This window comes from Enterococcus sp. DIV1368b, assembly GCF_050529595.1.
Lineage (GTDB): Bacteria > Bacillota > Bacilli > Lactobacillales > Enterococcaceae > Enterococcus_B > Enterococcus_B mundtii.
Genome location: NZ_CP172883.1, coordinates 2,738,669 through 2,764,167, shown reverse-complemented (window position 1 = coordinate 2,764,167; position 25,499 = coordinate 2,738,669). Strand labels below are relative to the sequence as shown.

General features: G+C 38.1%; 27 protein-coding genes. 21 read left to right on the top strand and 6 right to left on the bottom strand.

What is annotated here, in order from left to right:
- The first annotated feature begins 261 nt into the window (after positions 1 to 261).
- The 8 genes from IGJ19_RS12755 (at position 262) to IGJ19_RS12720 (ending at position 8,040) form a co-directional block, all read left to right on the top strand.
- Complete coding sequence (locus IGJ19_RS12755; RefSeq protein WP_142433520.1) at positions 262 to 2,301, top strand: BglG family transcription antiterminator; 2,040 nt, start codon at positions 262 to 264, stop codon at positions 2,299 to 2,301.
- The gene (locus IGJ19_RS12750; RefSeq protein WP_071866475.1) at positions 2,298 to 2,579 is read left to right on the top strand and encodes a PTS sugar transporter subunit IIB; all 282 of its coding nucleotides are present in this window, start codon (positions 2,298 to 2,300) and stop codon (positions 2,577 to 2,579) included. The genes IGJ19_RS12755 and IGJ19_RS12750 overlap by 4 nt, the downstream gene beginning before the upstream one ends.
- A gap of 26 nt (positions 2,580 to 2,605) precedes the next feature.
- Positions 2,606 to 3,970 carry a PTS ascorbate transporter subunit IIC gene (locus tag IGJ19_RS12745; RefSeq protein WP_071866474.1) on the top strand — a complete coding sequence of 455 codons (1,365 nt, stop codon included), beginning with the start codon at positions 2,606 to 2,608 and terminating at the stop codon, positions 3,968 to 3,970.
- Positions 3,971 to 3,982: 12 nt separating this feature from the next.
- On the top strand, positions 3,983 to 4,837 hold the full coding sequence (locus IGJ19_RS12740; RefSeq protein WP_430604179.1) for a transketolase: 855 nt from the start codon (positions 3,983 to 3,985) through the stop codon (positions 4,835 to 4,837).
- 6 nt (positions 4,838 to 4,843) lie between these two features.
- Positions 4,844 to 5,791, top strand: coding sequence for a transketolase family protein (locus IGJ19_RS12735; protein ID WP_142433518.1), 948 nt, complete (start codon positions 4,844 to 4,846; stop codon positions 5,789 to 5,791).
- Positions 5,792 to 6,145: 354 nt separating this feature from the next.
- On the top strand, positions 6,146 to 6,412 hold the full coding sequence (locus IGJ19_RS12730; RefSeq protein ID WP_115358285.1) for a hypothetical protein: 267 nt from the start codon (positions 6,146 to 6,148) through the stop codon (positions 6,410 to 6,412).
- A 360-nt stretch (positions 6,413 to 6,772) separates the two neighbouring features.
- Entirely contained in the window at positions 6,773 to 7,366 is a 594-nt protein-coding gene (locus IGJ19_RS12725) for an RICIN domain-containing protein (protein ID WP_071866471.1), read from the top strand.
- 74 nt (positions 7,367 to 7,440) lie between these two features.
- Positions 7,441 to 8,040 carry an RICIN domain-containing protein gene (locus tag IGJ19_RS12720; protein ID WP_071866470.1) on the top strand — a complete coding sequence of 200 codons (600 nt, stop codon included), beginning with the start codon at positions 7,441 to 7,443 and terminating at the stop codon, positions 8,038 to 8,040.
- 101 nt (positions 8,041 to 8,141) lie between these two features.
- On the opposite strand, the gene IGJ19_RS12715 is transcribed toward IGJ19_RS12720, so the two are convergent.
- Together IGJ19_RS12715 and IGJ19_RS12710 are read right to left on the bottom strand one after the other, a co-directional pair.
- A complete protein-coding gene (locus IGJ19_RS12715) occupies positions 8,142 to 8,810 on the bottom strand; it encodes a DsbA family protein (protein WP_023520411.1) in 669 nt (222 codons plus the stop codon).
- A gap of 114 nt (positions 8,811 to 8,924) precedes the next feature.
- Positions 8,925 to 9,500, bottom strand: a complete 576-nt coding sequence (locus tag IGJ19_RS12710; protein ID WP_086335180.1) for a CYTH domain-containing protein — start codon at positions 9,498 to 9,500, stop codon at positions 8,925 to 8,927.
- 130 nt (positions 9,501 to 9,630) lie between these two features.
- On the opposite strand from IGJ19_RS12710, the gene IGJ19_RS12705 reads away from it, so the two are divergent.
- Genes IGJ19_RS12705 through mgtE form a run of 4 tightly spaced genes read left to right on the top strand, consistent with a single transcriptional unit; the run spans position 9,631 to position 13,391 of the window.
- Positions 9,631 to 10,335 (top strand): GTP pyrophosphokinase, encoded by a 705-nt coding sequence (locus IGJ19_RS12705; RefSeq protein ID WP_019722324.1) that lies wholly within the window; start codon positions 9,631 to 9,633, stop codon positions 10,333 to 10,335.
- Positions 10,313 to 11,110, top strand: coding sequence for an NAD kinase (locus tag IGJ19_RS12700; protein ID WP_010734258.1), 798 nt, complete (start codon positions 10,313 to 10,315; stop codon positions 11,108 to 11,110). Before IGJ19_RS12705 ends, IGJ19_RS12700 begins: the two co-directional genes overlap by 23 nt.
- 2 nt (positions 11,111 to 11,112) lie before the next feature.
- Positions 11,113 to 12,012 carry an RluA family pseudouridine synthase gene (locus IGJ19_RS12695; protein ID WP_074799347.1) on the top strand — a complete coding sequence of 300 codons (900 nt, stop codon included), beginning with the start codon at positions 11,113 to 11,115 and terminating at the stop codon, positions 12,010 to 12,012.
- 17 nt (positions 12,013 to 12,029) lie between these two features.
- Positions 12,030 to 13,391 (top strand): magnesium transporter, encoded by a 1,362-nt coding sequence (gene mgtE, locus IGJ19_RS12690; RefSeq protein WP_071866467.1) that lies wholly within the window; start codon positions 12,030 to 12,032, stop codon positions 13,389 to 13,391.
- A gap of 190 nt (positions 13,392 to 13,581) precedes the next feature.
- On the opposite strand, the gene IGJ19_RS12685 is transcribed toward mgtE, so the two are convergent.
- Positions 13,582 to 14,223: a copper homeostasis protein CutC gene (locus tag IGJ19_RS12685; RefSeq protein WP_074799348.1), complete on the bottom strand. Its 642-nt coding sequence runs from the start codon at positions 14,221 to 14,223 to the stop codon at positions 13,582 to 13,584.
- 193 nt (positions 14,224 to 14,416) lie between these two features.
- Between IGJ19_RS12685 and IGJ19_RS12680 the strand changes: the two genes are divergently transcribed.
- The 4 genes from IGJ19_RS12680 to recD2 all read left to right on the top strand — a co-directional run bounded on the left by IGJ19_RS12680 (position 14,417) and on the right by recD2 (position 19,543).
- On the top strand, positions 14,417 to 15,274 hold the full coding sequence (locus IGJ19_RS12680; RefSeq protein WP_272018314.1) for a methyltransferase domain-containing protein: 858 nt from the start codon (positions 14,417 to 14,419) through the stop codon (positions 15,272 to 15,274).
- A 229-nt stretch (positions 15,275 to 15,503) separates the two neighbouring features.
- Positions 15,504 to 16,007, top strand: a complete 504-nt coding sequence (gene trmL / locus IGJ19_RS12675; RefSeq protein WP_034687121.1) for a tRNA (uridine(34)/cytosine(34)/5-carboxymethylaminomethyluridine(34)-2'-O)-methyltransferase TrmL — start codon at positions 15,504 to 15,506, stop codon at positions 16,005 to 16,007.
- Between the two features lie 317 nt (positions 16,008 to 16,324).
- Positions 16,325 to 16,978, top strand: coding sequence for a histidine phosphatase family protein (locus IGJ19_RS12670; RefSeq protein WP_034687119.1), 654 nt, complete (start codon positions 16,325 to 16,327; stop codon positions 16,976 to 16,978).
- 18 nt (positions 16,979 to 16,996) lie between these two features.
- On the top strand, positions 16,997 to 19,543 hold the full coding sequence (gene recD2, locus IGJ19_RS12665) for an SF1B family DNA helicase RecD2 (RefSeq protein ID WP_071866463.1): 2,547 nt from the start codon (positions 16,997 to 16,999) through the stop codon (positions 19,541 to 19,543).
- A gap of 118 nt (positions 19,544 to 19,661) precedes the next feature.
- Here recD2 and IGJ19_RS12660 read toward each other — a convergent pair whose 3' ends face one another.
- Positions 19,662 to 20,666, bottom strand: a complete 1,005-nt coding sequence (locus IGJ19_RS12660; protein ID WP_430604178.1) for a diacylglycerol/lipid kinase family protein — start codon at positions 20,664 to 20,666, stop codon at positions 19,662 to 19,664.
- 702 nt (positions 20,667 to 21,368) lie between these two features.
- Here IGJ19_RS12660 and IGJ19_RS12655 point away from each other — a divergent pair.
- On the top strand, positions 21,369 to 21,872 hold the full coding sequence (locus IGJ19_RS12655) for a QueT transporter family protein (protein ID WP_065096665.1): 504 nt from the start codon (positions 21,369 to 21,371) through the stop codon (positions 21,870 to 21,872).
- Between the two features lie 122 nt (positions 21,873 to 21,994).
- On the opposite strand, the gene cbpA is transcribed toward IGJ19_RS12655, so the two are convergent.
- Positions 21,995 to 22,639 (bottom strand): cyclic di-AMP binding protein CbpA, encoded by a 645-nt coding sequence (cbpA, locus tag IGJ19_RS12650; protein WP_065096666.1) that lies wholly within the window; start codon positions 22,637 to 22,639, stop codon positions 21,995 to 21,997.
- Positions 22,640 to 22,797: 158 nt separating this feature from the next.
- Here cbpA and rpmG point away from each other — a divergent pair, with 158 nt between their 5' ends.
- The 3 genes from rpmG (at position 22,798) to IGJ19_RS12635 (ending at position 24,222) form a co-directional block, all read left to right on the top strand.
- Positions 22,798 to 22,950, top strand: coding sequence for a 50S ribosomal protein L33 (rpmG, locus tag IGJ19_RS12645; RefSeq protein ID WP_005878997.1), 153 nt, complete (start codon positions 22,798 to 22,800; stop codon positions 22,948 to 22,950).
- A 17-nt stretch (positions 22,951 to 22,967) separates the two neighbouring features.
- The gene (gene secE / locus IGJ19_RS12640; protein ID WP_065096667.1) at positions 22,968 to 23,138 is read left to right on the top strand and encodes a preprotein translocase subunit SecE; all 171 of its coding nucleotides are present in this window, start codon (positions 22,968 to 22,970) and stop codon (positions 23,136 to 23,138) included.
- A 175-nt stretch (positions 23,139 to 23,313) separates the two neighbouring features.
- Positions 23,314 to 24,222, top strand: coding sequence for a helix-turn-helix domain-containing protein (locus IGJ19_RS12635; protein WP_071866460.1), 909 nt, complete (start codon positions 23,314 to 23,316; stop codon positions 24,220 to 24,222).
- Between the two features lie 126 nt (positions 24,223 to 24,348).
- Here IGJ19_RS12635 and IGJ19_RS12630 read toward each other — a convergent pair whose 3' ends face one another.
- A complete protein-coding gene (locus IGJ19_RS12630; RefSeq protein ID WP_177187654.1) occupies positions 24,349 to 24,510 on the bottom strand; it encodes a hypothetical protein in 162 nt (53 codons plus the stop codon).
- Between the two features lie 362 nt (positions 24,511 to 24,872).
- Between IGJ19_RS12630 and nusG the strand changes: the two genes are divergently transcribed.
- Positions 24,873 to 25,418 (top strand): transcription termination/antitermination protein NusG, encoded by a 546-nt coding sequence (gene nusG / locus IGJ19_RS12625; RefSeq protein ID WP_010734272.1) that lies wholly within the window; start codon positions 24,873 to 24,875, stop codon positions 25,416 to 25,418.
- Positions 25,419 to 25,499 lie beyond the last annotated feature (81 nt).

Below are 25,499 nucleotides of genomic sequence, written 5' to 3'. Positions count from 1 at the left end.
GTGAGTCAAAGGGAGTGCAAAAAATAGGCAACTGAAATAAGCAGTGAAATCCGGAAATCGTTTTTCCTATTTTGGGATTTCACTGCTTATTTTTGCAAGATTTGTTTCTGGTGACATCCCTTTTTTATTTTCATTTTAATACATGCGTGCATCGTTGAATCTGTTCGGTCCATCAAAAGGGAAAAAGCACGAGTCAAATTGGGCTGAAGTGTGATAGCGTTTCCAAGGAAAAGTCATTATAGTTGAAATGGGGGGACAGGAATGATCAATTACCGCTTGAGTTATCTGTTTGAGGAAACGAACAGACAAAAATTGATAAAACTGACGAACTTGGAGGAAGAGACTCTAAAAATAGAATTAACAAAAATCAATCATTTTTGTGAAAAAAAGTTAGGGCAAAAAATAAACATTTCTGGAGAGGAGGTACGGGTTCCGGAGGTGATTCGACGACGATGGTCTGAAGTCCTCTTTGAAGTGTCAAAACAGGAACTGTATTTTTCGGAAGAGGAAAGACAAGCCATGATTTATCTTCTTGCTTTTTCGATGGTTGATGACTTATCTGTTTATTATTTTCAAGAATTATTCAATGTAAGTAAGAATACAGTTTTAAAAGATGTCAGAAATTTAAGAATGAAACTCCAAGAGGAAGACATTCGCCTGATTTATTCGAGAAAAAAAGGCTTCTACATAGATGGCGCTGAACTTGATGTTCGCCGCGTAGCTTATTCAACTGTGGGAGTACTAACAGACACCAAGAACGGCCACTGGTTACTTTTTGAGGGGATCTATGGCATTTCTAGAACGAATTATGTTGTGGTGAGAGACCGCCTGCTTCGTATTTTAGAGGAATTTGATTTAATCATCGTTCCTAGTCGTTTTGAGGAAATGTTGTATTTTATTAGTTTTTTATTGTCACGGATCACAAAAAAAGCAGTTTTTCTAACTGAAAAAGACAAAGAGATGCTGACCTCTTTGAATGTCTATCAAGCAAGCAAAAAATTTTTAATAGATTTTGGTCAAATCAAAAATCAAGTAGAAGAAGAATGTTATTTGACTGTGCTGTTAAAGACTGTCTTACAAGGCGATATCGAGGATCATTCTGTAGAATTTTTATTGGAATGTGCAAGAGAGGTCATCCATGAGATGGAACGTTTATCCGCTGTCCGTTTTGTGGACTATCGGAAATTATTGATGAATTTCTTTTATCATCTTGTTCCCGCTTATTTTCGTATCCGCTATCGATTCACATTGAATAATGTGTTGATCGATGAAATCAAAACCCAATATCGAGAATTATTTGAATTGACTCGTTTAGCGCTTTATCCGCTCAAACAATTAGTTGGCGAGATTCCTGATACAGAAATTGGTTATTTTACGATTTTATTTGGTGGAGAGATCAGAAAACAAAAGGAGCGACATGATTACCAAAGATTAAAGGCGATGATCGTCTGTCCTAGTGGCATCAGCTCTGGCTTGATCATGGAATCGGAATTACAAGAGCTATTTCCACAAATCGAATTTTTGCCGGCACGATCAACAGAAGAATATCAGATGCTTCGTTTTTCGGAAGACATTGATATGGTGTTTTCCAGTGTCCCACTAAAAACACCGGTGACCAGTTATGTTGTGAAACCCATCATGACTCCTTTAGAAAAAAATGAATTAGTCAAAAAGGTCCAACAAGCATTTTATGTTTCAGGAAGAGGTGTGCATTCGATCGAAGAAATTTTGGAAGTGATTTTTCCATATATTGATTTGAAAGAAGGCATGACGAAGAGGAAACTGCGACAGATTGTCGAGAGAAAAATAAACAAAGAATTGAACAGAAGGGAAGATCAACGGCCGATGTTATCAGAATTATTAACAAAAGAAACCATACAATTTACGGACAAACAACTGACATGGCAAGAAGCCATCACCGAGGCAGCTCAGCCTTTGTTAACGACCAATAAAATCGAAGAAAAGTATGTGGGGGCGATGATCGAAAAGGTCATTGAACATGGGCCCTTTATCCATATTGGAAAAGGAATTGCTTTACCTCATGCACGACCAGAAGATGGCGTAAAAGAAATTGGGATGTCTTTACTGAAGGTAACTGATCCAGTCTTGTTGAGCGATGATGAAAAGCATCCTATCCAGTTATTTATCTGCCTAGCCGCGGTGGACAACGAGATGCACTTGAAAGCTTTAGCTAGCTTGACGAAAATTTTGTCGAATAAAGAACGTTTAGCGTCATTACTCGAAGCGAAAGATGTAGAAGAAATCATCCATGTGATCAAAGAAGGAGAAGATGAAAAATGAAATTTGCAGCAGTATGTGGTTCAGGATTAGGATCAAGTTTTATGGTGGAGATGAATATCAATTCAGTATTAAGTGATCTAGGGGTAAGTGGAGTGGAAGTTGCTCATTACGATCTAGGAAGTGCAGCACCAGAATTAGCAGATGTCTTTTTTATTGGTAGAGATTTAGCAGATAGCGCACAACATTTAGGTGAGATCGTCGTATTGGAGAGTATCATCGATCTAGATGAATTGAAAGAAAAAGTAGCGGAGACATGTAGACAAAAAGGATTACTATAAAAAATTTTTTGGGGGAGGAAAAATAAATGAATAGTATTTTAGATCTATTGATCGATATTGCGAGTACACCAGCAATCTTAGTGGCATTGATTGCTGTATTGGGGAATATGTTGCAGAAAAAAGATGTGGCAACGACTGTTAAAGGCGGAATCAAGACTTTTGTAGGATTTCTGGTTGTGACAGCTGGTGCAGGAGTCATAGAAAGTTCGTTGGCGCCATTTGGAGAAATGTTCCAAGTCGCATTCAATATGCAAGGAGTTGTTCCTAATAACGAAGCTATCGTAGCGTTAGCTCTAACTACCTATGGAACATATACAGCACTTATTATGTTAGCGGGAATGGCATTCAATATTTTGATTGCGAGAATCACTCGGTACAAATACATTTATTTGACAGGGCATGCAACGTTATACATGGCATGTATGATTGCAGTCATTTTAAGTGTAACAGGCATGAGTACGTTTAGTCTGGTTTTATTCGGTGGGTTAGCGCTAGGCATCTGTAATACGATTTTTCCAGCAATCGCACAACCGTTTACACGTCAAATCACAAAAAATGACTCTGTAGCTTTAGGTCATACAGGGAACTTTGGCTACGCATTGAGTGGTTTGATCGGTAAGTATGTTGGAAATAAAGAAAAATCAACAGAAGACATCAATTTTCCTAAAGGGTTAGCTTTTTTACGTGACTCAACAGTGAGTATCACGATTACGATGGCAATCGTCTATGTGATCGTTGCGTTGTTTGCCGGAAGTGACTATATTACTACCACATTGAGCGATGGCACGAATTATATTATTTATGCTTTACAACAAGCGGGTTCATTTGCCGCAGGTGTTTTTGTGATCTTAGCCGGTGTACGTTTGATTTTAGCTGAAATCGTTCCTGCATTTAAAGGAATCTCTGAAAAATTAGTACCGAATTCGATTCCAGCGTTGGATTGTCCAATCGTGTTCCCTTATGCACCAAATGCCGTATTGATTGGCTTTTTAACAAGTTTTGTTGGTGGATTAGTTAGTTTAGTGATCATGGTCTTTACCGGGACAACAGTGATCATTCCTGGCGTAGTTCCTCATTTCTTCTGTGGCGCGACAGCCGGTGTTTATGGAAATGCCACTGGGGGCGTACGTGGCGCGGTCATCGGTTCCTTTGTCCACGGGATCATCATTAGCTTCATGCCGATCTTGTTGATGCCAGTAATGGGCGATCTTGGGTTCCAAGGTTCGACTTTCTCAGATACAGATTATGGTGTTTCAGGAATCTTTTTAGGAAACTTAGCAAATATGGGCGGACAAATTGCAGTTATTTCTGGTGTGGTCGCTGTACTTGCTGTTTTGATCGGTTTGACACTTTTAAAGAAAAGTAAAAAATCAGATACAGTCGCAGAGTAAGGGGGTATCATTTTGGCCATCAAGGAAGAGCAGCTAAAAGAACTGGAATTATTAGCAACTAAAATACGATTAGATACATTGATTAGTATCAAACATATGGGGCAAGGGCATTTAGGTGGTTCATTTTCGATCGTTGAGTTGTTAGCCGTCTTATACGGTAAGCAGATGAAGATCGATCCTAAAAATCCACAATGGGAAGAACGCGATCGGTTGGTCTTATCTAAAGGACACGCTGGAGCTGGGTTATACAGTGCTTTAGCAAATGTTGGTTATTTTGACAAAGAATGGTTACTGACGATCAATGAAGGTGGAACAAGACTGCCTTCTCATCCGGATCGCCAAAAAACACCTGGTGTTGATGCAACTACAGGTTCTTTAGGTCAAGGGACTTCAATAGCTGCGGGGATCGCTACAGGTTTTAAGCAGGCTAACAAAGACAACTATGTGTACTTGATCGTGGGAGATGGAGAGTTGAATGAGGGCCAGTGTTGGGAAGCATTCCAATATATCGCTCATTTTAAATTAAATCATTGTATCGTGATCATCGATGATAATAAAAAGCAATTAGATGGAGAAACAAAGGATATCCTTGACCCGTTCGATTTACAGAAAAAAATGGAAGCATTCGGTTTCTATACCTTAAAAGTAAAAGGTTCCGATATACAATTGATTGATGCTGCAATCAACAAATGTAAAGAAGTGACGGATCAAGCAGTTTGTCTTGTACTTGATAGCGTGAAGGGGCAAGGGGTTCCGTATTTTGAAACTTTAGCTGCCAATCATTCCGTGAAATTCAATACGGAACAAGTCAACCAAGCAGCAGATCAAGCAATCCGAACATTAGAAGAAAAAATCGAGAGGATGTGATAAGGGATGTTCCATTTAACTAAATCGACAGCGATCGAAAAAGAATTACGAACTTGTGTCGTGGAAACCATCAATGAATTGATGGAAAAAGACGAGAAAGTCATTGCGTTAGATGCTGATCTAGGTTCTGCAAGTGGTTGGACAGCGATTGGAAAGGAACGCCCTGACCGCTTTATCAATATGGGGATTGCCGAAGCAAATATGGTGGGCGTCGCAGCAGGATTAAGTTTGACGGGGTACACGCCATTTATCCATACTTTTGGTCCATTTGCGACACGCCGGGTATTTGATCAACTGTTTATTTCAGGAGGCTACGGCGGGAATACCATCAATATTTATGGTTCGGACCCAGGATTTGCCGCAGGGCATAACGGGGGAACTCATACGACTTGGGAGGATGTAGCCTTAATGAAAGCCATCCCTCATTCCGTAGTATGTGATGCGGCAGATGACGTACAAATGGCATGGATCATCAAAGAATTTCATCAAATGTCAGGAATCCATTATGTACGAGGAAATCGTAAAGGCGTCACGCCTGTTTATGAGAAAGGTTCAACATTTGTATTAGGCAAAGGAAATGTTTTGCGTAAAGGAACGGATTATCTGCTGATTGCAGCAGGGCAACTCGTTTCTGAAACATTACAAGTCGCTGAACAATTGATGGAAGAAGGAATCAGCTGTGAAGTGATCGATATGTTTACCATCAAACCGATTGATCGAGAGTTGATCCTCAGTGAAGTAATTGGTAAGAAAAAAATCATCACCATTGAGAATCACTCGATCACTGGCGGATTAGGTAGTTCAGTCGCTGAAGTTCTTGCAGAAGAAGGGATTGGCGTTCCGCTGAAACGAATCGGTGTCAATGAACGTTTTGGTCAAGTTGGCACACCAGATTTCTTGCAACAAGAATTTGGATTGGATATTGAGAGTATTAAAAAGCAAATAATGGAATAAGTCAGCGTGTTGAATACAATTATTTGATAGCGAAAAGGAGTAATGAAGGGTAACCCTTTTTTACTCCTTTTTTGAGTTGATGATCTATTAGTAGTACAATGGATTTGGATAGGATAAATATGTTGTCTTATGTTATAAATGTGAGTAGATGAAGCGTGTTGATTAACGAATAAGGAGATGATCTATGAACAGCTACAGCTTTTCTAATTAGAACGAAACATGTACATATATTCTTTAGGATTTGTTATTTAGAGGTAAAATGAATTTCTGGCTGGAGCATAAAAAATTTTATTGACCGATTATGGAAACAAAAAGAGAAACTCGATCAATAAATATTAGATGGAGGAACAGAAATTGTCGAAATCAATAAAAAATATCCTTATAGTAGGAGTAGGTGTGGTTATGTATTTATTTACTGCGTATGTTTATCGCCATGTGAACATGTTTGCAGAGCCTTTGGATCAAATGTATCAATCCGATTCTACCATTATTCAAAGCTTTGCCAATTTGATGATCTTCCTATTATTTACTCCTGCACTGAGAATCATTAGTCTTCTTATCTGCTTGCTTTTACTAGTTGTTGTCAATAAAAAAAGAAAGAAGGATCATTCTGCTGTTTAAGGAAGTTAGTCCAGCAGTGTGTATCATTTATAACTTAATAGAAGTAATTAGAGAATTGTAGGTGTTTCAAGTAGCCGACGATTCTCTTTTTTATACAGTTGGCAAACAATATATTTTTATGTTTAATAATAAAAATAAAAAAACATGAAAAAATTCATAGTAAATTTACTTTTTATTGTGCATGAAAGAGCAATAAAGCCTATAAAACAAGCGCTTTTTATTATAATTAACGCACTTATTAAATAAAAAATAAATAGTGTTGTATTACCACTCAAAATAAATTTACTAAATAAAAACATGGCATACTGTGTTCAACAAATCGATTTGTATCAAATAAAAAAACAAAAAGGGGAACAAAAAATGAAAGTGTTCACAAAATTATTGGTAGGAGCATTTGTAGCAACAACGTTAGGAGTAGTCGGAGGAAGTCAAACAGTCTCGGCAGATTTGGATCAAAACATACCAGGTTCTAATGTTGCGGACGCCTTTAAAAATAAAGTGGTGAGAATTGAAAGTGCAATGGATTTGGGAAGGACGTTAGATTGGGATCAATCCAATCTTGACCAAGTGATCATGTACAATAATACTGGCTCATGGAATCAAAAATGGAATATGTTTTATGATGCTAGTGCAGATACATATACTATCTCAACTGATCCTCACCAGATCAATGGCCATATCAGATCAGCAGAATTGGCTGTATCTGACAAAGTTTTTGATAGTCAAGGAAATCCAAAGATTGCTACGACTGGATTAAAAGTAAATTGGAAACTCTACAGAGTAGGTGATGCTGTGGGTGCGGGTGTTTATGTTTTAAAAAATGTTGAATCGGGTAAAGTATTAGATCTGGAAAATGGCAGCCCGTACGACACGAAAGGCCTAGTCGCACGTGAAGGACAAGGTACTGGAACTGCTAGTCAACGATTTGTTCTTAGAGTAGTGGGCAACCTTTGATCCTTAGCTAGCTTTATTTCATTTAAATTGAAGAAAAACAAAAAAAAGACAAAAAACAAAAAGGGGAATAAAAAATGAAAGTGTTCACAAAATTAATGGTAGGAGCATTTGTAGTAACGACATTAGGAGTAATCGGAGGAAGTCAGACTGTCTCGGCAGGCATAGAAGAAAATATACCAGGATCTAATGTTGCTAACTACTTTAACAACAAAGTTGTAACGATTCAAAGTGAAATGAATAGAGGGAGGGTATTGGATTGGGATCAAAGTAATTTAGACCAAGTGATTATGTACAGTAATGCTACCTCATGGAATCAAAAATGGAATATGTTTTATAATTTTGCTACTGAGACGTACACTCTCTCAACTGATGCTCATCAGTTCAACGGATTTATCAAATCAGCATCCTTATCTGTATCTGAAAAATCTTTTGATAGCAAAGGAAATCCAAGAATTGCAACGACAGGTCTAAATTCAAATTGGCGATTGTATAAAGTAGGTGTAGATGATCTTTTAGGTGATGGACTTTTTGTATTACAAAATACTGAAACAGGTAAAGTACTGGATATTGAAAATGGCACTCCTTCACAAGGTCAGAAATTAGTTGCTACCGAAGGAGAGGGTCGTGGTACGTCAAGTCAAAGGTTCCGTATTCATATTGTAGGAAATGTTTAACCATATACAATATATTTGATTTGAAAAAATAGTAAAAAAGACATAAAACAGTTTACCTTGTTTTGTGTCTTTTTATTTTGTGTGATACACACATCTATGATTTAATTTGAAAGCAAAGATAAATGGCTATTTCCGGAATGAAGTTGTGGATTCGTTGCTTGCAATGGATGGCTTTCAAACAGCTGATAGCTGTCTTCTTTTCCTTGACAGATCGCCATGATTTGGCGAACACTGTTCATGCCTTCAACTAATACTCCAAAATTTTGTTCACGATTATAATTATAAACAACAGCAGATGGATGTTTCTTTATTCCCATTTCACGGGCCATTTTTTGGTCTGAGAAAAATGCTTCTTTGACAAATTCAGATTGGCGATCTTCTTTGAACATGTTTAGATCTCCAATTTCTGAAAAAATCGATTCAGAAAGCTGTTGAGAATATGGAATTTTTTTACAACTGACTGCTTCTTGTAATCGGCTAAGAAATTGTCTTCCTTTTTTCTTTCCTTGAAAATGCGCAGCTTTGCAATCTAATGCGGCTGAATAAGTAATGGAAAATAGTTTGTTGCGCTCTTCAAGATTAGTTTGAGAAATCCCGTTAGTCTGCATGACATCCCCGATTGTCTGCAAGTTAACTAGTGGTAGAAAACGAAATTGTACTTTGTCTTTCGGCTTCTTTCCATATTCCTCATCAATAAATTGAACGAGCTGTTGCTCTAAATGAAAGCAGTTTTTCCCCAATGGATTAACAAAAAAATAGATTTCGATCATACGAATCTCCCCCAAATTAGATTCTATGCAAATCATGAATAATATTCACAACGTATAACTTACCAGAAAATCCCGAAAAAATGAACTCATGAGCCTTATGAAAATGATAGAGTTCTAATTTTTGGCCTCAAACATTCGTTGGATTTTATTTTTTGAAGGATGATAAGGAATCCCTTGACGTTGAAGGAAGTGCTCAAATGCTACTTTTCCACTGGCAGCATCAGTGACTTCTAATTCTAATTCATAGTCGTGAAGTTGTTCCCCCCAACTTTCGTCAATGGCTAACAAGCCTTCATCAATAGGAAATTCAACACGCTTAGTCGTCAGTTCTCCGATTTTGAACAATTGATTGGAATCGATCGATAGCTCATGAAGTTTTTTTAAAACAGCGCCCGTTCGTGGCAGTGTCTGTTCCTCGATCATTTTAGTGGCTTCTTGGAGCGTATAGGTGTCTGTTGTTTCCAATTTTCCTTCTGTAGCTGGTGTTTTTAATGTGTACTCCGCATAGGTATCTAATAAGCGGATACGTAACCCACAACCACGCTGTCTTAATTGGAAATCAGGCGTGTCATAATAAATATTGGTTTGGATATGGAAGGATTCCGTTGTAAGTTGATAGTGCGAAAGCAAACGCGTGTAATCTTCCTTAGCTAGCAATGTTTTAAATTCGATCTCTAACATTTCAGTCATTGGCTTCGCCCCTTTTCTTTTATTTTGCCTAATTTTTTGTTTTTGGTCAACTTCAAAGACAGAAGGTGCAAAAAAACTATGTTTATATGTTAGAATATCTATGAATGTTAACAAAGTAGAGGTATAGATTATGGAACGAGACTGGGAAGAGTTTTTAGCACCTTACGAACAAACAGTATCAGAATTAAAAGTAAAACTAAGAGGAATACGTAAACAATTTAGAGAACAAAATCGCCATGTCCCAATCGAGTTTGTGACGGGGCGGGTCAAACCGGTAGAAAGCATCGTTACCAAGTCTCAATTGCGTCATATCCCAATGGCGCGTTTAGAGGAAGAAATGTCAGACATTGCTGGGCTAAGAATCATGTGTCAATTTGTAGAAGATATCCATCAGGTGGTTGAGATCATCCGTAACCGAAAAGACATGAAAGTTTTACAAGAGCGAGATTATATCACCAATAAAAAAGCGAGTGGGTATCGCTCGTATCATTTAGTGATCGAATATCCAGTCCAATTGATCAGTGGTGAAAAGAAAATCTTAGCAGAAATTCAAATTCGAACGTTAGCGATGAACTTTTGGGCAACGATCGAACATTCGTTGAATTATAAATATCAAGGTGTATTTCCGGAAGAAATGAGTGAACGATTACAACGTGCAGCTGAAGCCGCGTATCAACTCGATGAAGAAATGTCGAATATCCGTGAAGAAATCCAAGAAGCACAACGGTTATTCTCACATGGCAGAGGCAAATCTGAAGATGCCTATTATCGCTCATTGATCAATCAAGAGAATAAACATGAGGAGGCAAAAGATGAAGGTAGCGATCGTTCATAACAAGGAACCAAAAACATTAGCAGTCACCGAACGATTGAAAAATCTTTTGGCTCAAGCAAATATCAAAATCGACGATCAACAACCAGAGTTAGTGATTTCAGTTGGTGGGGATGGGACGCTATTAGCAGCGTTCCATCAATTTAGCCATGCTTTGAACGATGTGCGTTTTTTAGGCGTCCATACTGGTCATCTAGGCTTTTATACGGACTGGCGGGACTATGAATTAGAAGAACTAGTCGATAGCCTGAAGACTAATCGTGAACAAAGTGTCAGCTACCCGTTGCTGGACGTTCGAATCAGCTATTTAGATGATAAGCCTGATCAACATTTTTTTGCTTTGAACGAATCGACAATCAAGCGATCTAACCGAACGATGGTAGCAGATGTGTATATCAAGAACGAACTATTTGAAAGCTTCCGTGGTGATGGTTTGGCATTGTCTACGCCTACAGGATCGACTGCGTATAATAAGAGTGTTGGTGGGGCTGTGATCCATCCAAGTATCAATGCGTTTCAATTAGCAGAGATTGCTTCATTGAATAACCGCGTTTTTCGTACGCTAGGTGCGCCAATGGTCATTGCTCAAGATGAATGGGTAGAAATTCGTTTAGAGAATACCGCAGATTATTTGGTGACGATCGATCAATTGGACGTTTCAAAAAATAATATACGAGCCATTTATTATCGGATTGCAGAAGAAAGAATCCACTTTGCTTCTTATCGACATATGCATTTTTGGCACCGTGTGAAAGATGCCTTTATTGGTGAGGTTTAGCAATGGAGTTTACATGGATCTATGAAAAAGAGCAAGCGCAACAAGTAAAATATTTTTTAAAAGAAAAAGGGATCTCCAAAGGGCTACTAGCGAAAATCAAGTTTCAAGGCGGCACGATCATGGTCAATGATCAGGTTGAGAACGTCTTGTTTTCTTTGGCTCAAAATGATAAGGTAACCATTGTGATTCCAGCAGAAGGCGAGCATGAAACGGTTCTTTTAGACGAAACACCGATCGAGATCGTTTATGAAGATGAACATCTCTTAGTCGTCAATAAACCAGCTGGAGTATCCTCGATACCGGCACAATACCATCCTAACGGTACGATGGCGAATCGAGTGAAAGCTTATTATAAACAACAAGGCTATGAAAATCAGGTGATCCACGTAGTGACTAGACTAGATCGAGATACTTCAGGATTGATGCTTTTTGCAAAGCATGGTTTTGCTCATGCAAAATTAGACGTACAGCTTCGCGAAAAGAAGTTCGTCAAAAAGTATCAAGCCTTGGTCAGTGGCGATGTGGCTACGTTAAAAGCGCATGGGCAGATCGATTTACCAATTGCTCGTGATATGACATCATTATTAAAACGTAAAGTTTCTTCTACGGGGAAAAGTGCGCAAACGGAATACTGGTTAGAAAACAGATCAGCAGAGATTGCACTCGTTGATATCCAATTGCATACGGGGCGCACGCATCAGATCAGAGTGCATTTTTCTGCGATCGGGTGTCCTCTTTTAGGCGATGACATGTATGGGGGAAGGATGGATCAAGACATAGTTAGACAGGCTTTGCATTGTTATGACTTACGGTTCTATCATCCGTTTACAGAAAAATTATTAGAATTCAAACAGCCTTTAGCAAAAGATATGGCAACAATAGTGAAACGATTTGAAGATTAAGGTGAGGTGAGATTGGTTTGGACGAAAATCAAGAATTAGAGGAAAGATTTGCCCAGTTAGCTCAAGATCTAAGAGAAAACAATATTCAGGATTTTAGAAATAACTTCTTGGAGATGCATATCTATGAACAGGGGCAATTCTATCAATCCCTTAAGGAAGCAGATCGTCAACAGATTTATACCTATCTTTCGCCAAAGGAATTGGCGGACATGTTCGATGTCATTGAAGAAGACAACGAATATATGAAGGAATATTTAGCAGAAATGCGTCCTAGTTATGCCGCGGAAATGCTCTCAGAGATGTATACCGATAACGCGGTCGATTTGTTGAATACATTAGATAAGAAACAAGTGGCGAAATATCTTAGCTTGATGACAGCAGAAGATGCGAGTGAGATCAAAGACCTCCTGCATTATGAAGATGAAACGGCTGGGGCGATCATGACGACCGAATTTATCTCGATCGTTGCGAACCAAACCGTTCGTTCGGCGATGTATGTCTTGAAAAATGAAGCAGATGTGGCAGAAACCATCTATTACATTTATGTAGTCAATCAAGACAATCAACTTGTTGGGGTTATCTCGTTGCGTGATTTGATCGTCAATGATGATGATGCGATGATCTCTGATTTGATGAGTGAACGGGTATTATCTGTTCACGTAGGAGATGACCAAGAAGATGTGGCACAAACTTTCCGTGACTATGACTTTCTTGCGTTGCCTGTCACGGATTATGATGATCATTTATTAGGGATCGTGACTGTCGATGATATCATCGACGTTATCGATGATGAAGCAGCGAGTGACTATTCTGGATTGGCGGGGGTCAACGTCGAAGAAATCAATGAGAATCCTGTAAAATCAGCTTCTCGCCGCTTACCTTGGTTGATCACTTTATTATTTTTAGGTATGTCAACTGCCTCTTTGATCAGTCATTATGAAGAATTAGTCAGTGAAGCAAGTATTTTAGCTGTCTTTATTTCTTTGATCACAGGAACGGCTGGAAACGCCGGTACACAATCGTTAGCGGTCGCTGTACGTCGCCTAGCGATTTCAGATGAAAAAGATCAGGGCTTTGTTCGGTTGATCGTGGCGGAAGTATTGACGGGTTTAGTGACCGGCGCTGTGACTGGCCTAACGATCTTCTTGATCGTAGGATTTTGGAAGCAGAACTTTATTCTAGGCTTTGTTATCGGTATTGCGATGCTATTTGCGATCACAGTGGCAAATCTTGCGGGAAGTTTGATCCCAATGCTGATGGATCGTTTAGGCTTTGACCCTGCCGTTGCCAGTGGGCCATTTATTACCACCTTGAGTGACTTGACCAGTGTATTGATCTATTTCAATATCGCTTCGTTGTTTATGGGGTATTTTATGTAAGAAAATAGAGCTAAAATAGTGTCTGGGACATTAGTCCTCTTGTATCACCTAAAACCGAATAAACGGCGGGAACAGAAGTAACCTCTTCGAAAAATAAGGCGCCATCCACAAAAATTTGAAGAACAATTTTCGTGGATGGCGCCTTATTTCTCGAGGCTGAACACTTCTGTCCCGACCTCTTATTTTTTGTTTATTCAGATAAAGGAACGATTTTGGTGCCGTGGACTTCGTGGACTCCTAAAGCATCAGCAACTACTTGTGCATTTTCTGAAGTGATACCACCACCAGGTAAAATGATGACTCGTCCGTCTGCATGAGCGATCAACTGTTTTAAGTGTGCAAAATTATCTTCGATGTTTGTACCGGCAACACCACCATGTGTCAAGATACGATGAACGCCATGTTCAACCAACCAATCGATGGCTTCGTATTGACGTTCTTGAGGAATCGCATCAAACGCCATGTGGAAAGTGATCTGTAAGCCTTCTGCGGAGTCGATCAAGACTTCCAGTGCTTCTTCATCTAACCATCCAGAAGGAGTCAAGCAACCGATCACTACACCGTCAGTGCCTAGTTTTTTGGCTTCAATCAAGTCAGTGTGCATGATTTTCAATTCGATATCATTATAAACAAAATCGCCACCACGTGGTCGGATGATCGTCATGACAGGTACACTTTTTTCATTAGCGTAGCTTAATACTTCTTCAATGACACCAGTACTTGGTGTCGTGCCACCTACTGCTAGGTTGTCACATAATTCGATCCGATTGGCTCCATTTGCGATGGCTAACGGAATCGATGTATAATTCTCCGCACAAAATTCTTTGATCATATTCTTGCTCCTTTATTATGTCTACTTTTGTTGAAATTATACCATAGTTTTTACAGTTGCTAAAGCGCTCTTCAAACGGTAAGATGAAGGGGATAGCATGATAGGCAACATCGGATAACGAATGTTTTTAAAGAAAGTTTTTTATCTTTATATGACTATCTCACTACGTATTTTAAAGGAATGAATAATCACTATGTTAAAGAAAATAGACCAGAGTCGACTATTTTTATCAGAGAATGCCCAAATGTTCCGTTGCCCGTTATGTCAAGAACCCTTTTTATCGACCACGAATGGGCTTATTTGCCAAAAGAATCATCGTTTTGATTTATCTAAAAAGGGAACGTTGTATTTTTTATCTCACGCAATCAAAACCGAATATGATCAAGGCATGTTTGCTCCAAGAAGACGAATGATCCAATCAGGTATGTATCAACCATTGATCGAACAGTTAGCTAAGCATCTACCAGATGATGCGACTGTTCTAGATGTCGGTTGTGGAGAAGGGAGCTTTTTGGCGGCCATCGATCAATTACAACCACTAAAAAAAGCAATTGGCTTTGATATCGCGAAAGAAGGCGTCTATGCAGCCACGGAACAGCCAATGCAAGCATTTTGGTGTGTCGCGGATTTAACGAATTTGCCTTTTGCGGATCAACAATTTTCGACGATATTGAATATTTTCTCGCCTTCTCACTATCAAGAGTTTCAGCGAGTACTTGCAGATGACGGCATGGTATTAAAAGTCGTTCCACAATCAGGCTATTTAAAAGAATTACGCCAAGCTTTTTATCCAGGTCAGCCAGAAAAACATCATTATTCTAACGAACGTGTTGTTGACAAATTCATGGAATCAATGGCGTCAGTGGAACGTCAACGTGTGACGTATGAATTTACGATTCCTGAAGAAAATCGCCGTGATCTCTTGGCAATGTCGCCACTGGAATGGCAAGTAGCAAAAGAAATAAAAGAGACTCTGATGGAAGAACCCCTTAGAAAAATTACAATTGACGTAGAATTGTTAAAAGGAAATAAGAGAAAACGATTCCAATAAGAATATTATAGAGTTAAGGTTGCAAAAAGCGTTTAATGGTGATATAGTAGCAACAAGTTGTTTTTTCATTGGTTTTTATCAGGTTCCTGTTCTGATAAAAGATAGTGAAAAGAGCTTCACTAACGTAACGACTCGCAGTGACTGACACCGAGTTGATACGTTTTTTTTTATGCAAAAATCAAGATTTAGTCTAAAATGGATTTCACATATACATGAGAGGATGAATAGTATGAACCACATCGTTTTATTTGAACCTTTGATTCCAGCAAACACAGGAAACATTGCACGAACATGTGCAGCGACCAACACACCGTTACACTTGATCGAACCACTAGGATTTTCAACAGATGATAAACAGCTGAAACGAGCGGGGCTTGATTATTGGCATGATGTGGATATCACGTATCATGCAGATCTACCAGCATTTATGGCTTATTTAGGCGATAGAAAGTTACATTTGATCTCCAAATTTGCGAATAAAGTATACAGTGATGAAGACTTTGCGGATGGCGAAGAGCATTTCTTTTTGTTTGGGAAAGAAACAACTGGATTACCGGAATCCTTTATGCGTGAGCATGAAGAAAAATGCTTACGTATCCCTATGAATGATACACACGTCCGTTCATTGAATCTATCGAATACAGCGGCAATGATCGTGTATGAGGCATTGCGTCAACAAGGTTTCCCAAATTTAGAGTTAACACATCATTACGAAAATGATAAGCTAGACTAAAGGTTGTGAAGAGAAGTTATGCTCCTATAAGAAAGCGAAGTTGAGAAAATAGTTTTTCTTGTTGCTCAACCTTCGTTTTGATAGAGTAGGAGCTTCCTTTTTCACACTCTTGATCAAGGGTGTGGATGAAATACGTGGATATTGCTGATCGAAAACAAGACTACATAAAGGATCGCACAGTTTTTTACAGTCGATTTTTAGCGATATTCAATTGGCGAAAGCCTCTATTTTTTAGAAACAAGCTTTTCTACACGGTCCAACGGGAAAATCCTATATGATAGTATATATACAAGTACGGAGTGAGGAGTCTAACATCTATGGAACTATACTTTACAAGACATGGTAAAACGGAATGGAATCTTGAAAGACGCTTTCAAGGAAGCCAGGGAGACTCGCCGTTGTTACCTCAAAGTTATGAGGAAATCAAAGCATTCGGCCAAATGGTCAAGTCTGTTCCTTTTGAAGCTATTTATTGCAGTACGGCAAAACGTGCAAGAGATACAGCAAAAGGGATCAATCAAGAATTGGACCATCCGACAGAAATCATTTATACAGATAAATTAAGAGAATTAGGTTTAGGAAAACTGGAAGGACAGTCGATCGAAGAGATGTACAAAAAATTTCCAGAGAACTTACCTAATTTACGAAATCATTTAGATAAATATGATCCAACACCTTTTGAAGGAGAGCCGATCACCGAAGCAATCACGCGGATCGAAGCCGTTGTTGCGGATGCAGTCTGTCAACATCAAGGGCCTATTCTATTTGTAGGGCATGGTGCCTCTTTAACTGCTGCGATCCAGTGGATGACTGGTAAAGAATTAAGTCAGTTACGAGAAATGGGCGGTTTATTCAATAGTAGCTTGACGATTTTAGAAACAGGAGAACCAAACAATCTGTTACCATATGACCTTAAAGTATGGAATCAGGTGGATTTTTTAGGTAATGGACAGCCAGAGCCTTTACTATAAATAAAGGAGGCGGCCTCGATGGAGCCAGAAGAAATGCCTTATTTTGTCGGCACAGTTGCCGCTATCTTTTTTCAAAATCCTAGTAATTTTTATAAAGTATTGCTCATTCAAGTCAGTGAAACAAGTGTTGATTATCGGGAAAAAGAAATTGTCGCAACTGGTAGTTTTGGCGATATCCAAGAGAACGAAGTGTATCGTTTTTATGGTGAGCTAGTTGATCATCCCAAATATGGCAGACAGTTGAAAGTAGAGCGTTACGAACAGGAAAAGCCGACGACAGCCAACGGGATCGTCAACTACCTATCAAGTGACAAGTTTCCCGGTATCGGAAAAAAAACCGCAGAGAAAATCGTGGAACTGCTTGGTGAAGATGCGATTGAAAAAATCATCGAAGATCCTGCGCAATTGCAACAGATTTCAGGTTTAACGAAGCCAAAAAGAGAAATGATTGCTGAAACGATCCGTTTGAATCATGGAATGGATCAAGTGATCATGGGGTTGAACCGTTACGGATTTGGGAGTCAATTAGCCTTTAGTATCTATCAAGCTTACAAAAATGAAGCGTTGGATATCATTCAAGAAAATCCTTACCAATTAGTCGAAGAGATTGAAGGAATCGGCTTTAAACGTGCAGATAACTTAGCTGAACAAATCGGCATTGCTGCTGACTCGCCACGACGCATCAGAGCAGCGATCTTGCACCAGATTTTCCAACAGGCGATCCAAACCGGTGATACCTATGTGCCTGCTGAATCTTTATTGCAGCAGACGATCAAAATCTTGGAATCAAGTCGTCCAATCGAAATCGAACCGGATCAAGTAGCGACTGTCATTATTCAGTTAGTGGAAGAGGGAAAGATCCAACAAGAAGAAACGAATCTATATGAAAATAGTTTGTATTTTTCTGAATGGGGGATTGGCAATTCGATCCAACGCTTGTTGAGTCGAAAAAAGGAAATCAAGTACGAACCAAAAGAAATTAAAAAGAATATTCGACGAATTGAGAAAATGTTTGGTATCCAGTATGGGGATTCACAAGAAGAAGCGATTTCTGAAGCGATTCGCTCACCACTATTTATCTTGACTGGTGGTCCAGGAACTGGCAAAACTACAGTGATCAATGGCATCGTTCATCTGTTTGCAGAGTTAAACGGCTTAGATCTTGATCCGACGAAATATACACAAGAGATTTTTCCGATCCTCTTAGCTGCACCCACAGGACGGGCTGCTAAACGGATGAATGAAACGACTGGCTTGCCAGCTAGTACGATCCACCGGCTTTTAGGTTTGAATGGTCGTGAGAAAACCCCGTCAATCAGTACGAAGGAATTAGACGGTGGCTTATTGATCGTCGATGAAATGTCGATGGTTGATACATGGTTAGCCAATACACTGTTTAAGGCGATCCCTACGAATATGCAAGTGATCTTAGTAGGGGACAAGGATCAGCTACCATCAGTAGGTCCTGGGCAAGTCTTGCATGATCTATTAGAAATCGATCAAATCCCTAAAATCGAATTGAATCAGATCTATCGTCAAGGCGATGGCTCAAGTATCATTCCTTTGGCTCATGAGATCAAAGAAGGAAGATTGCCAGCAGATTTTACGAAAAATCAAAAGGATCGCTCTTTCTTTGCAAGTGATGCGTATCAAATCGAACCATTGATTTCTAAAATCGTGGAAAAGGCGAAAAACAAAGGATTTACTGCACAAGATATTCAGGTGTTGGCACCGATGTATCGCGGTGCAGCTGGTATCGATGCCTTGAATAAAATGATGCAAAATATTTTCAATCCAGGCGGTGGGAATCGGAAAGAAGTTCACTGGAATGATACAGTTTATCGAATTGGGGATAAAGTACTCCATTTGGTCAATACGCCAGAATTAAATGTGTTCAATGGTGACATGGGGGTAATCACGGGAATTGTTTTAGCAAAAGATTCAGAAGATAAAGTGGACGAACTCGTCATCCAATTTGATGCCAATGAAGTGAGTTACAAACGAAATGAATGGAATAAGATCACCCTGTCTTATTGTTGCTCGATCCATAAATCCCAAGGTAGCGAGTTTAAGATGGTGATTTTGCCTATGGTCCATCAATACCAACGAATGCTCCAACGGAATCTGTTGTATACAGCGGTTACTCGTAGTAAGGAATTATTGATTTTGTTAGGGGAAGAACAAGCATATTTGACATGTGCAAAAAACGAATCCGCAGTTCGATTGACGACACTGAAGAAGCGGATCGAAGACAATGAAATGACTCTTAATCTGCGTACGAAATTAGCCGCCTATGAAGATTCCTTGACAGGTGATGATCCATTTGAAGAAGGAACGTATTCGGCAGCCATTGAACAAGTATCTGCGCCAACAAAACAAATAGAGCACCGGAAAGAGGAAACCGGCCAAGCGCAGGAAGTTTCGCTTTTTGCCATCGAAGAAGAAAAAAATGAAGTGAAAGAAGCTGAAACGCCAAAATCACCTGATAATTACATTCTCACAACCGAAGCTGTGGAACAGCAATGGATTGATCCAATGATTGGTATGGAGAACATCCGACCATAAACAGGCAACATCAGTTGGAAGTGTGAAGTATCAGCCCAGAAAAGACACCCGAAACGCTAACGTTTCGGGTGTCTTTTCATTGGAAAGGTAGACGCTCCATCTGAAAAACCTCCACAGATCAAGAGGTTGACTCTTCATCCCTCATTACTATTTTTTCACACCACAATAACTGTGTTTTATTTGTTAGTTGTAAATCAAACGATTGTTTTTCTAAATCTTCCCCATCTTCTTGACCATATTGGGGGATAGTAGAAACAATTCTAAGTTTGCTTGCTGTATAGTGATGGAAATACTTCGAGTGCATTTGCTTCTTCTGTAATAATAAAAGAAGCAACCAAGCAATTTTAAATAAATTTACTCGTTCGACAACCACGAAGTCGATCGTTGGTTTGGTTACATCTGCAGTAGGAACAATCGACACGCCTCCACCGAAATAGGGATGATTAGTCGCCGTACACAGAAAGGCCTTTTTAAAATTCACACGTTTCCCACCAATATCTACAAGAATCGGAAAGCCTTTTTGTGAGAAAAGAACATACAGTAAAGAAAAAATGTAAGAAAGCGAGCCTAAATTATACTTATTCAATCGTTTTTTTGCATTGGAATGATTCGTAGCATGAACGATTGCTGCATCTAAACCAATCCCAAAATTATTGAGTGCCAGACCTTCGCGATCGTTTACTTTTTCTTCATAATGCAACACATTTATTTTTTGTGGTTCTTTGGTTGCTAAAATCGTTTCTAAAGCTTTTTCTGGATCTCTACTTAACCCAATCCCACGAGCAAAGTCATTGCCTGTACCGGCTGGTATGAAGCCGACAGGAAAAGATACACATAAATGATGAAACGTATTCAGAACCTGATGAAGTGTACCATCTCCTCCAATGACGATGAGAAGTGGGTACCATCCGATAGTATCAGCATCGATATCCTCTTCCCATTCAATGAGGGTATCTTCGGCTAAATGTTCCGCTATAAGGGCATCGTGCCCTTTGTATTCACTATAGTGAACCGTATAGGAAAGTTTCTTTTTATCCAAAATTGGTAAAATCTTATCCGCTGTTTTCTTTCCGTTTCCGCTACCAGCAGCTTGGTTGATTAATAGGTGATAATGAAAATTCATTTTTTCCTCCTGGAATGCACCAAAGTATCGAATACTTGAGTTGAGAAAACAAGTCTTGTCGGGCTCCTTCATGAGTTCTCATTGGCATACGATAGCAAGGCGACATAGTCAAAAGGAGAGCAAGCAGTGTCAGATTTAATCAACAGCTGTGAATACTTGTGGTTTTAGTCATGTAAATAGATTAACGATGCTTCACTAAATCGTCTCACCATAAGTAAGCCGTGATTGTTTAATAGAATCAACCAGTGAAGGGTCAACAAAGCATCTCGTCATTATTGTCAAAAGAATTACAATCTTGGTTATTATAGCAGAGGTTGGGGGAAATGAAAAAGAAGTTAAGTTAGAAAATACAATAAAGAACAAACGAAAAAACGTAGGTAAAAGATAGAAACAAAGAATTGTCAGGGAAGTATTAGTCAACATTGACACTCATTTTTTTGATAAGAAGAGTGCGATTCCTTTATCTATCAAGCCTCAATCTCTCAACGATGCTGTTCAATAAGGTCTTGCGATAACTAATCGAGGTGTCTTACTTATTTTTACTTCTTTTATTTTTTATAACAATCTTTTCAGGTGAAGGTAAAAATGCTGAAATGCTGGGGTGGAGGGAAGGTTGTAATCTATAATTGTTATGTTATAATACGCCTTGCGGTTCGTCGACCATCCCGCATTAACAAAACTAGGAGAAATGAGGAATAGAATATGGAGAGAACAAAGAGTAGGCAACGACTGATGGTAGTTGTTGTCAATGGGCTGATCATGGCCTTGTATCTAGCGTTAACGATTTTGGTAGCACCTGTATCTTCAGGACCAATCCAATTTCGTATTTCAGAAAGTTTGAATCATTTAGTTGTATTCAATCGAAAATTATTATGGGGTGTCTTAGGTGGCGTGATCGTTTATAATGCCATTTATGGTTTTGGTGTCATGGATGTGATCTTTGGTGGTGGTCAAACACTACTTGCATTAGGACTAACTGCACTTATCCAAAATAAAGTGAAAAATGTCAAAGTGCGCTTAGCATTAAATACAGCGTTCTTTACAATTAGTATGTTTATGATTGCTTATATGTTAGTACCAACTGGCGGACAAGCGTTTTGGACAACCTATGGTACACTTGCGTTAAGTGAATTTATCGTGATGGCTGTTTCTGCGCCATTGATGTATTATCTAGACCAAGCAGTGAAATTCAACGATCGTGTATGATTGTTTTTAATAGAGTAAAAAAGCCAGGAATTCCAAAAGTCTTAAATGATTTTGGGATTTCTGGCTTTTTTTAATATGATTTTTTCTAAATGATTAGTAAATATCAACCACTAAACAGGTTTTTATTTATTAGCATCTTGTAAATTTTCAATTTCGATCACTTTGTAATTTTTCTTTTCTAAGTGATTAACGATCGAATCACAGACACTTTTTTCTGTATGGGCTGGTAGAGTGATCAAGGTACGACGGATGTATTCATCTTTTTCGATGTCCAAAGTGATACAACTAGCAATGCTACTATATTTTGCGATGATCTTTGAAATCGCCGCTAAGTCACCTTGTTTACCTGTCGAAGCAATCGTCAAGACGTAGCTTCCTTGTTCTACGCTCCAAGACTGAGACAACATACCAAGTAAGGTACTGTGTGTCAAAATCCCATAGAAATGGTTTTGGCTATCAAGTACAGCAATGTATGGAAGCTCTTTGATCGTAAAGAATACTTTAAAGAAAGAAGTATCTAAATAAATGAATTTTGTTGCGTTTTTCAATAGATGAGTGACTGGTAAAGTCATATCGCCGCCATTTGCTTTGTGACGATAGATGTGCATTTTATAAATATTCCCACGGAAAATATTCCCGGAAGTATCAAGAATCGGTACACAACGGTAACCGGATGTTTCTAAAATTTCTAGTGCTTCTTCCAAGTTGCTTGTCTCAGAGACGGTAGTCAAATCTTTTTTCTTGTAAACAAGAGTTTTTAATAGCATAGTCATACCTCCAGATTATTCATTTTTAAAATCCTTTAAGTAATCATATCATAACTAAAATAAAAACAGTAGAGCGTACGATCACTAATTGACATAAAATAATTTACATGATAATGTAGTATGGTATAAATTTGGTTTTCAGTGAGGAGGGGAAACGGATGGCAAAGAAAAAAGCGGCATTAGCATGTTCCGTTTGTGGTTCTCGAAACTATACTAAGTCGATTAGTGAAGGAAAAAGCGGCGAGCGTTTGGAAATCAACAAATTTTGTAAATATTGTAATCAATACACATTACATAAAGAGACAAAATAACAAGGAGGAGGCGTACGATGAAATTTCTTAAAAGTGTAAAAGATGAAATGAAACAAGTGACTTGGTCAAGTAAAAAACAATTACGTAAAGATACACTAGTCGTTATCGAAACATCGATCATCTTCGGACTAATGTTTTTCGTGATGGATACAGCGATTCAAAGTCTGTTTGCATGGATCTTGAAATAATTCAATAAGTTTATCTAAATAAAAGGCGAGCTATCCATGATTATCAATCAATTGGAAGCTCTATTTTTTTATATGTCACTTAGTTATTAAAATAAAAGGTGTGGCAATAGAAAGAATTTATTGTGAATAATTTAACAAACAACTAATCCATTAATTGATAAGTAAGGAGGGAACGATGGAAGTTCATGAATTATTAAAAAAAATGCGTGTGGATAGAGGCCTCTCTCAAAAAAAATTAGCCCATGGAATTGTTTCGCGGGAAACGTTAGCTAAATATGAGAATGGGAAAAATCATTTACCATTATTAGTCTTTTTAGAATTATTAGAACGATTGAATATGACGATCGATGAATTCATGTTTTATCTTGATGGAGATAAAGTATCTCAAAAAAATTTGAGTTTGAAGAAAATGTTCCGGAATCTAGAAAAAAATAGTGGTGCAATCAATTATCAATTAAAAAAACTAGCCCAAGAAGTAGAATACTCAGATGATTTAGTCGTCATAAGAAATTATCTTGCTGTCAAAACTTATAAGTGGTATGAGGAAATCGATGGTGTAAAAAAATTAAATAAAAAAGATACTAACTATCTGAAAAGATTATCTGATTATTTAGAGAAAATCGATGAGTGGGGAAGATTTGAAATGACGACCTTTGCTACTCTCCTCTATTTATTTGAAACAAGTTACATCAAACAGCGATTAAAAGAAGTAGAAAAAAATGTGATGAAAAATGGAGAATTTGAGATCTTCCATTCCATATTATCAGGTATTTATAATAATGTGTTTTTACTGATGATTGAAAGAGAAGAGCTAAAATTAGCTAAGTATTATTTGGAAAAACTATTTGAGACTCGACGTAGAATTATTTTTCAGCGAGAAACTGAAATATATCATCGGTTTTATCAACTTTTACTTGCGCACATCGAAGGAGAGGCTGTCAGTAAAAAAATAAAGGATTATATTATGGGATTAGAATTGATTGGAGCGAGCAAGTTGAAGAATGAACTTTTAGCTGATTTACATAGATTTGAAACACAATACGAGATCGAACATATTTTTAATATATTAGATAAAAATTTTTAGAAGTAAACATAAACCGAAAAGTTTGCTATCTTTTCGGTTTTTTTTGGTTTATCTAGAAAGTGTTTGAACGGATCGGACTATCTGGAAATGTAGATATGTACTGATTTGAATCATACAACATGACTCTTATTTTGAATGGTTTTTAAAAGTATTCTTTAGTATTTTTACTTCTTTTTCCAAAGACGAGACTTTTAAACTTAAAAAGAAAACAGTGATACAGCAAAGAATCAATGCGAAAGAATCTAACCAACCAAAAATCGATGCAATGAGTTGTCTTATTGTTTCCATCGGGATACCTCCTCTCGTAAATTTCTATAAAGCTCAATAAGATTCCTTACGACTATAATTGTACGTTGTAGGAATAAATAATATTGACTTGGGTATGTATTTTCCTATGCCTTTTTGTCTAATAACAAAAATTTTTGATTCATCTTTATAAAATAAGCTTTTTAAGAAATTATTTTCAAAAAAAAAAACAGTAGATAATACAATTTCTGCACCAAAATAAGAATAAATAACGCTTTTTAAATTACTAGGGAACAAAAAATAAGTCACTAGTAAAAACCATCAAACGGTGCTATAATCAAAGAGAGGAAAAGCTTCGGGGAACTGAGGTTTTTTTATTTTACAAATGAAATGAGGAGCCTTCAATGGAATCTTTTGAAAAAAATTGGTATGTATTACATACATACTCTGGATACGAAAACAAAGTAAAAGCAAATATCGAGTCACGTGCGCAAAGTATGAAAATGGCTGATTTTATTTTCCGTGTCGTTGTTCCTGAAGAAACAGAAACTGAAGTGAAAAATGGGAAAGAAAAAGAAATCGTTCATAAAACATTCCCTGGATATGTCTTAGTAGAAATGATCATGTCAGATGCTTCATGGTATGTTGTCCGTAATACACCGGGCGTTACTGGTTTTGTTGGTTCTCACGGAGCAGGAAGTAAGCCTGCACCTTTATTACCAGAAGAAGTAAATCATATCTTACGTTCAATCGGTATGAGTTTACGTCAAAACGAACTGAAAGTAGAAGTTGGCGAAGTTGTTAAGATCATCGAAGGAGCTTTTGCTGGATTAGAAGGTCAAGTGACAGAAGTCGATGAAGAAAAAGAAAAACTAAAAGTAAACATTGACATGTTCGGTCGTGAAACAAGTACAGAGCTTGATTTTGATCAAGTAGACAAGATCGACTAAACAGTGATCAGAATAATGGAGGAGTTGGGATGCTTAGTCATCTCAGCTCTTTTTTGTCTTGAATGAAAGGAGTGAGAAAGG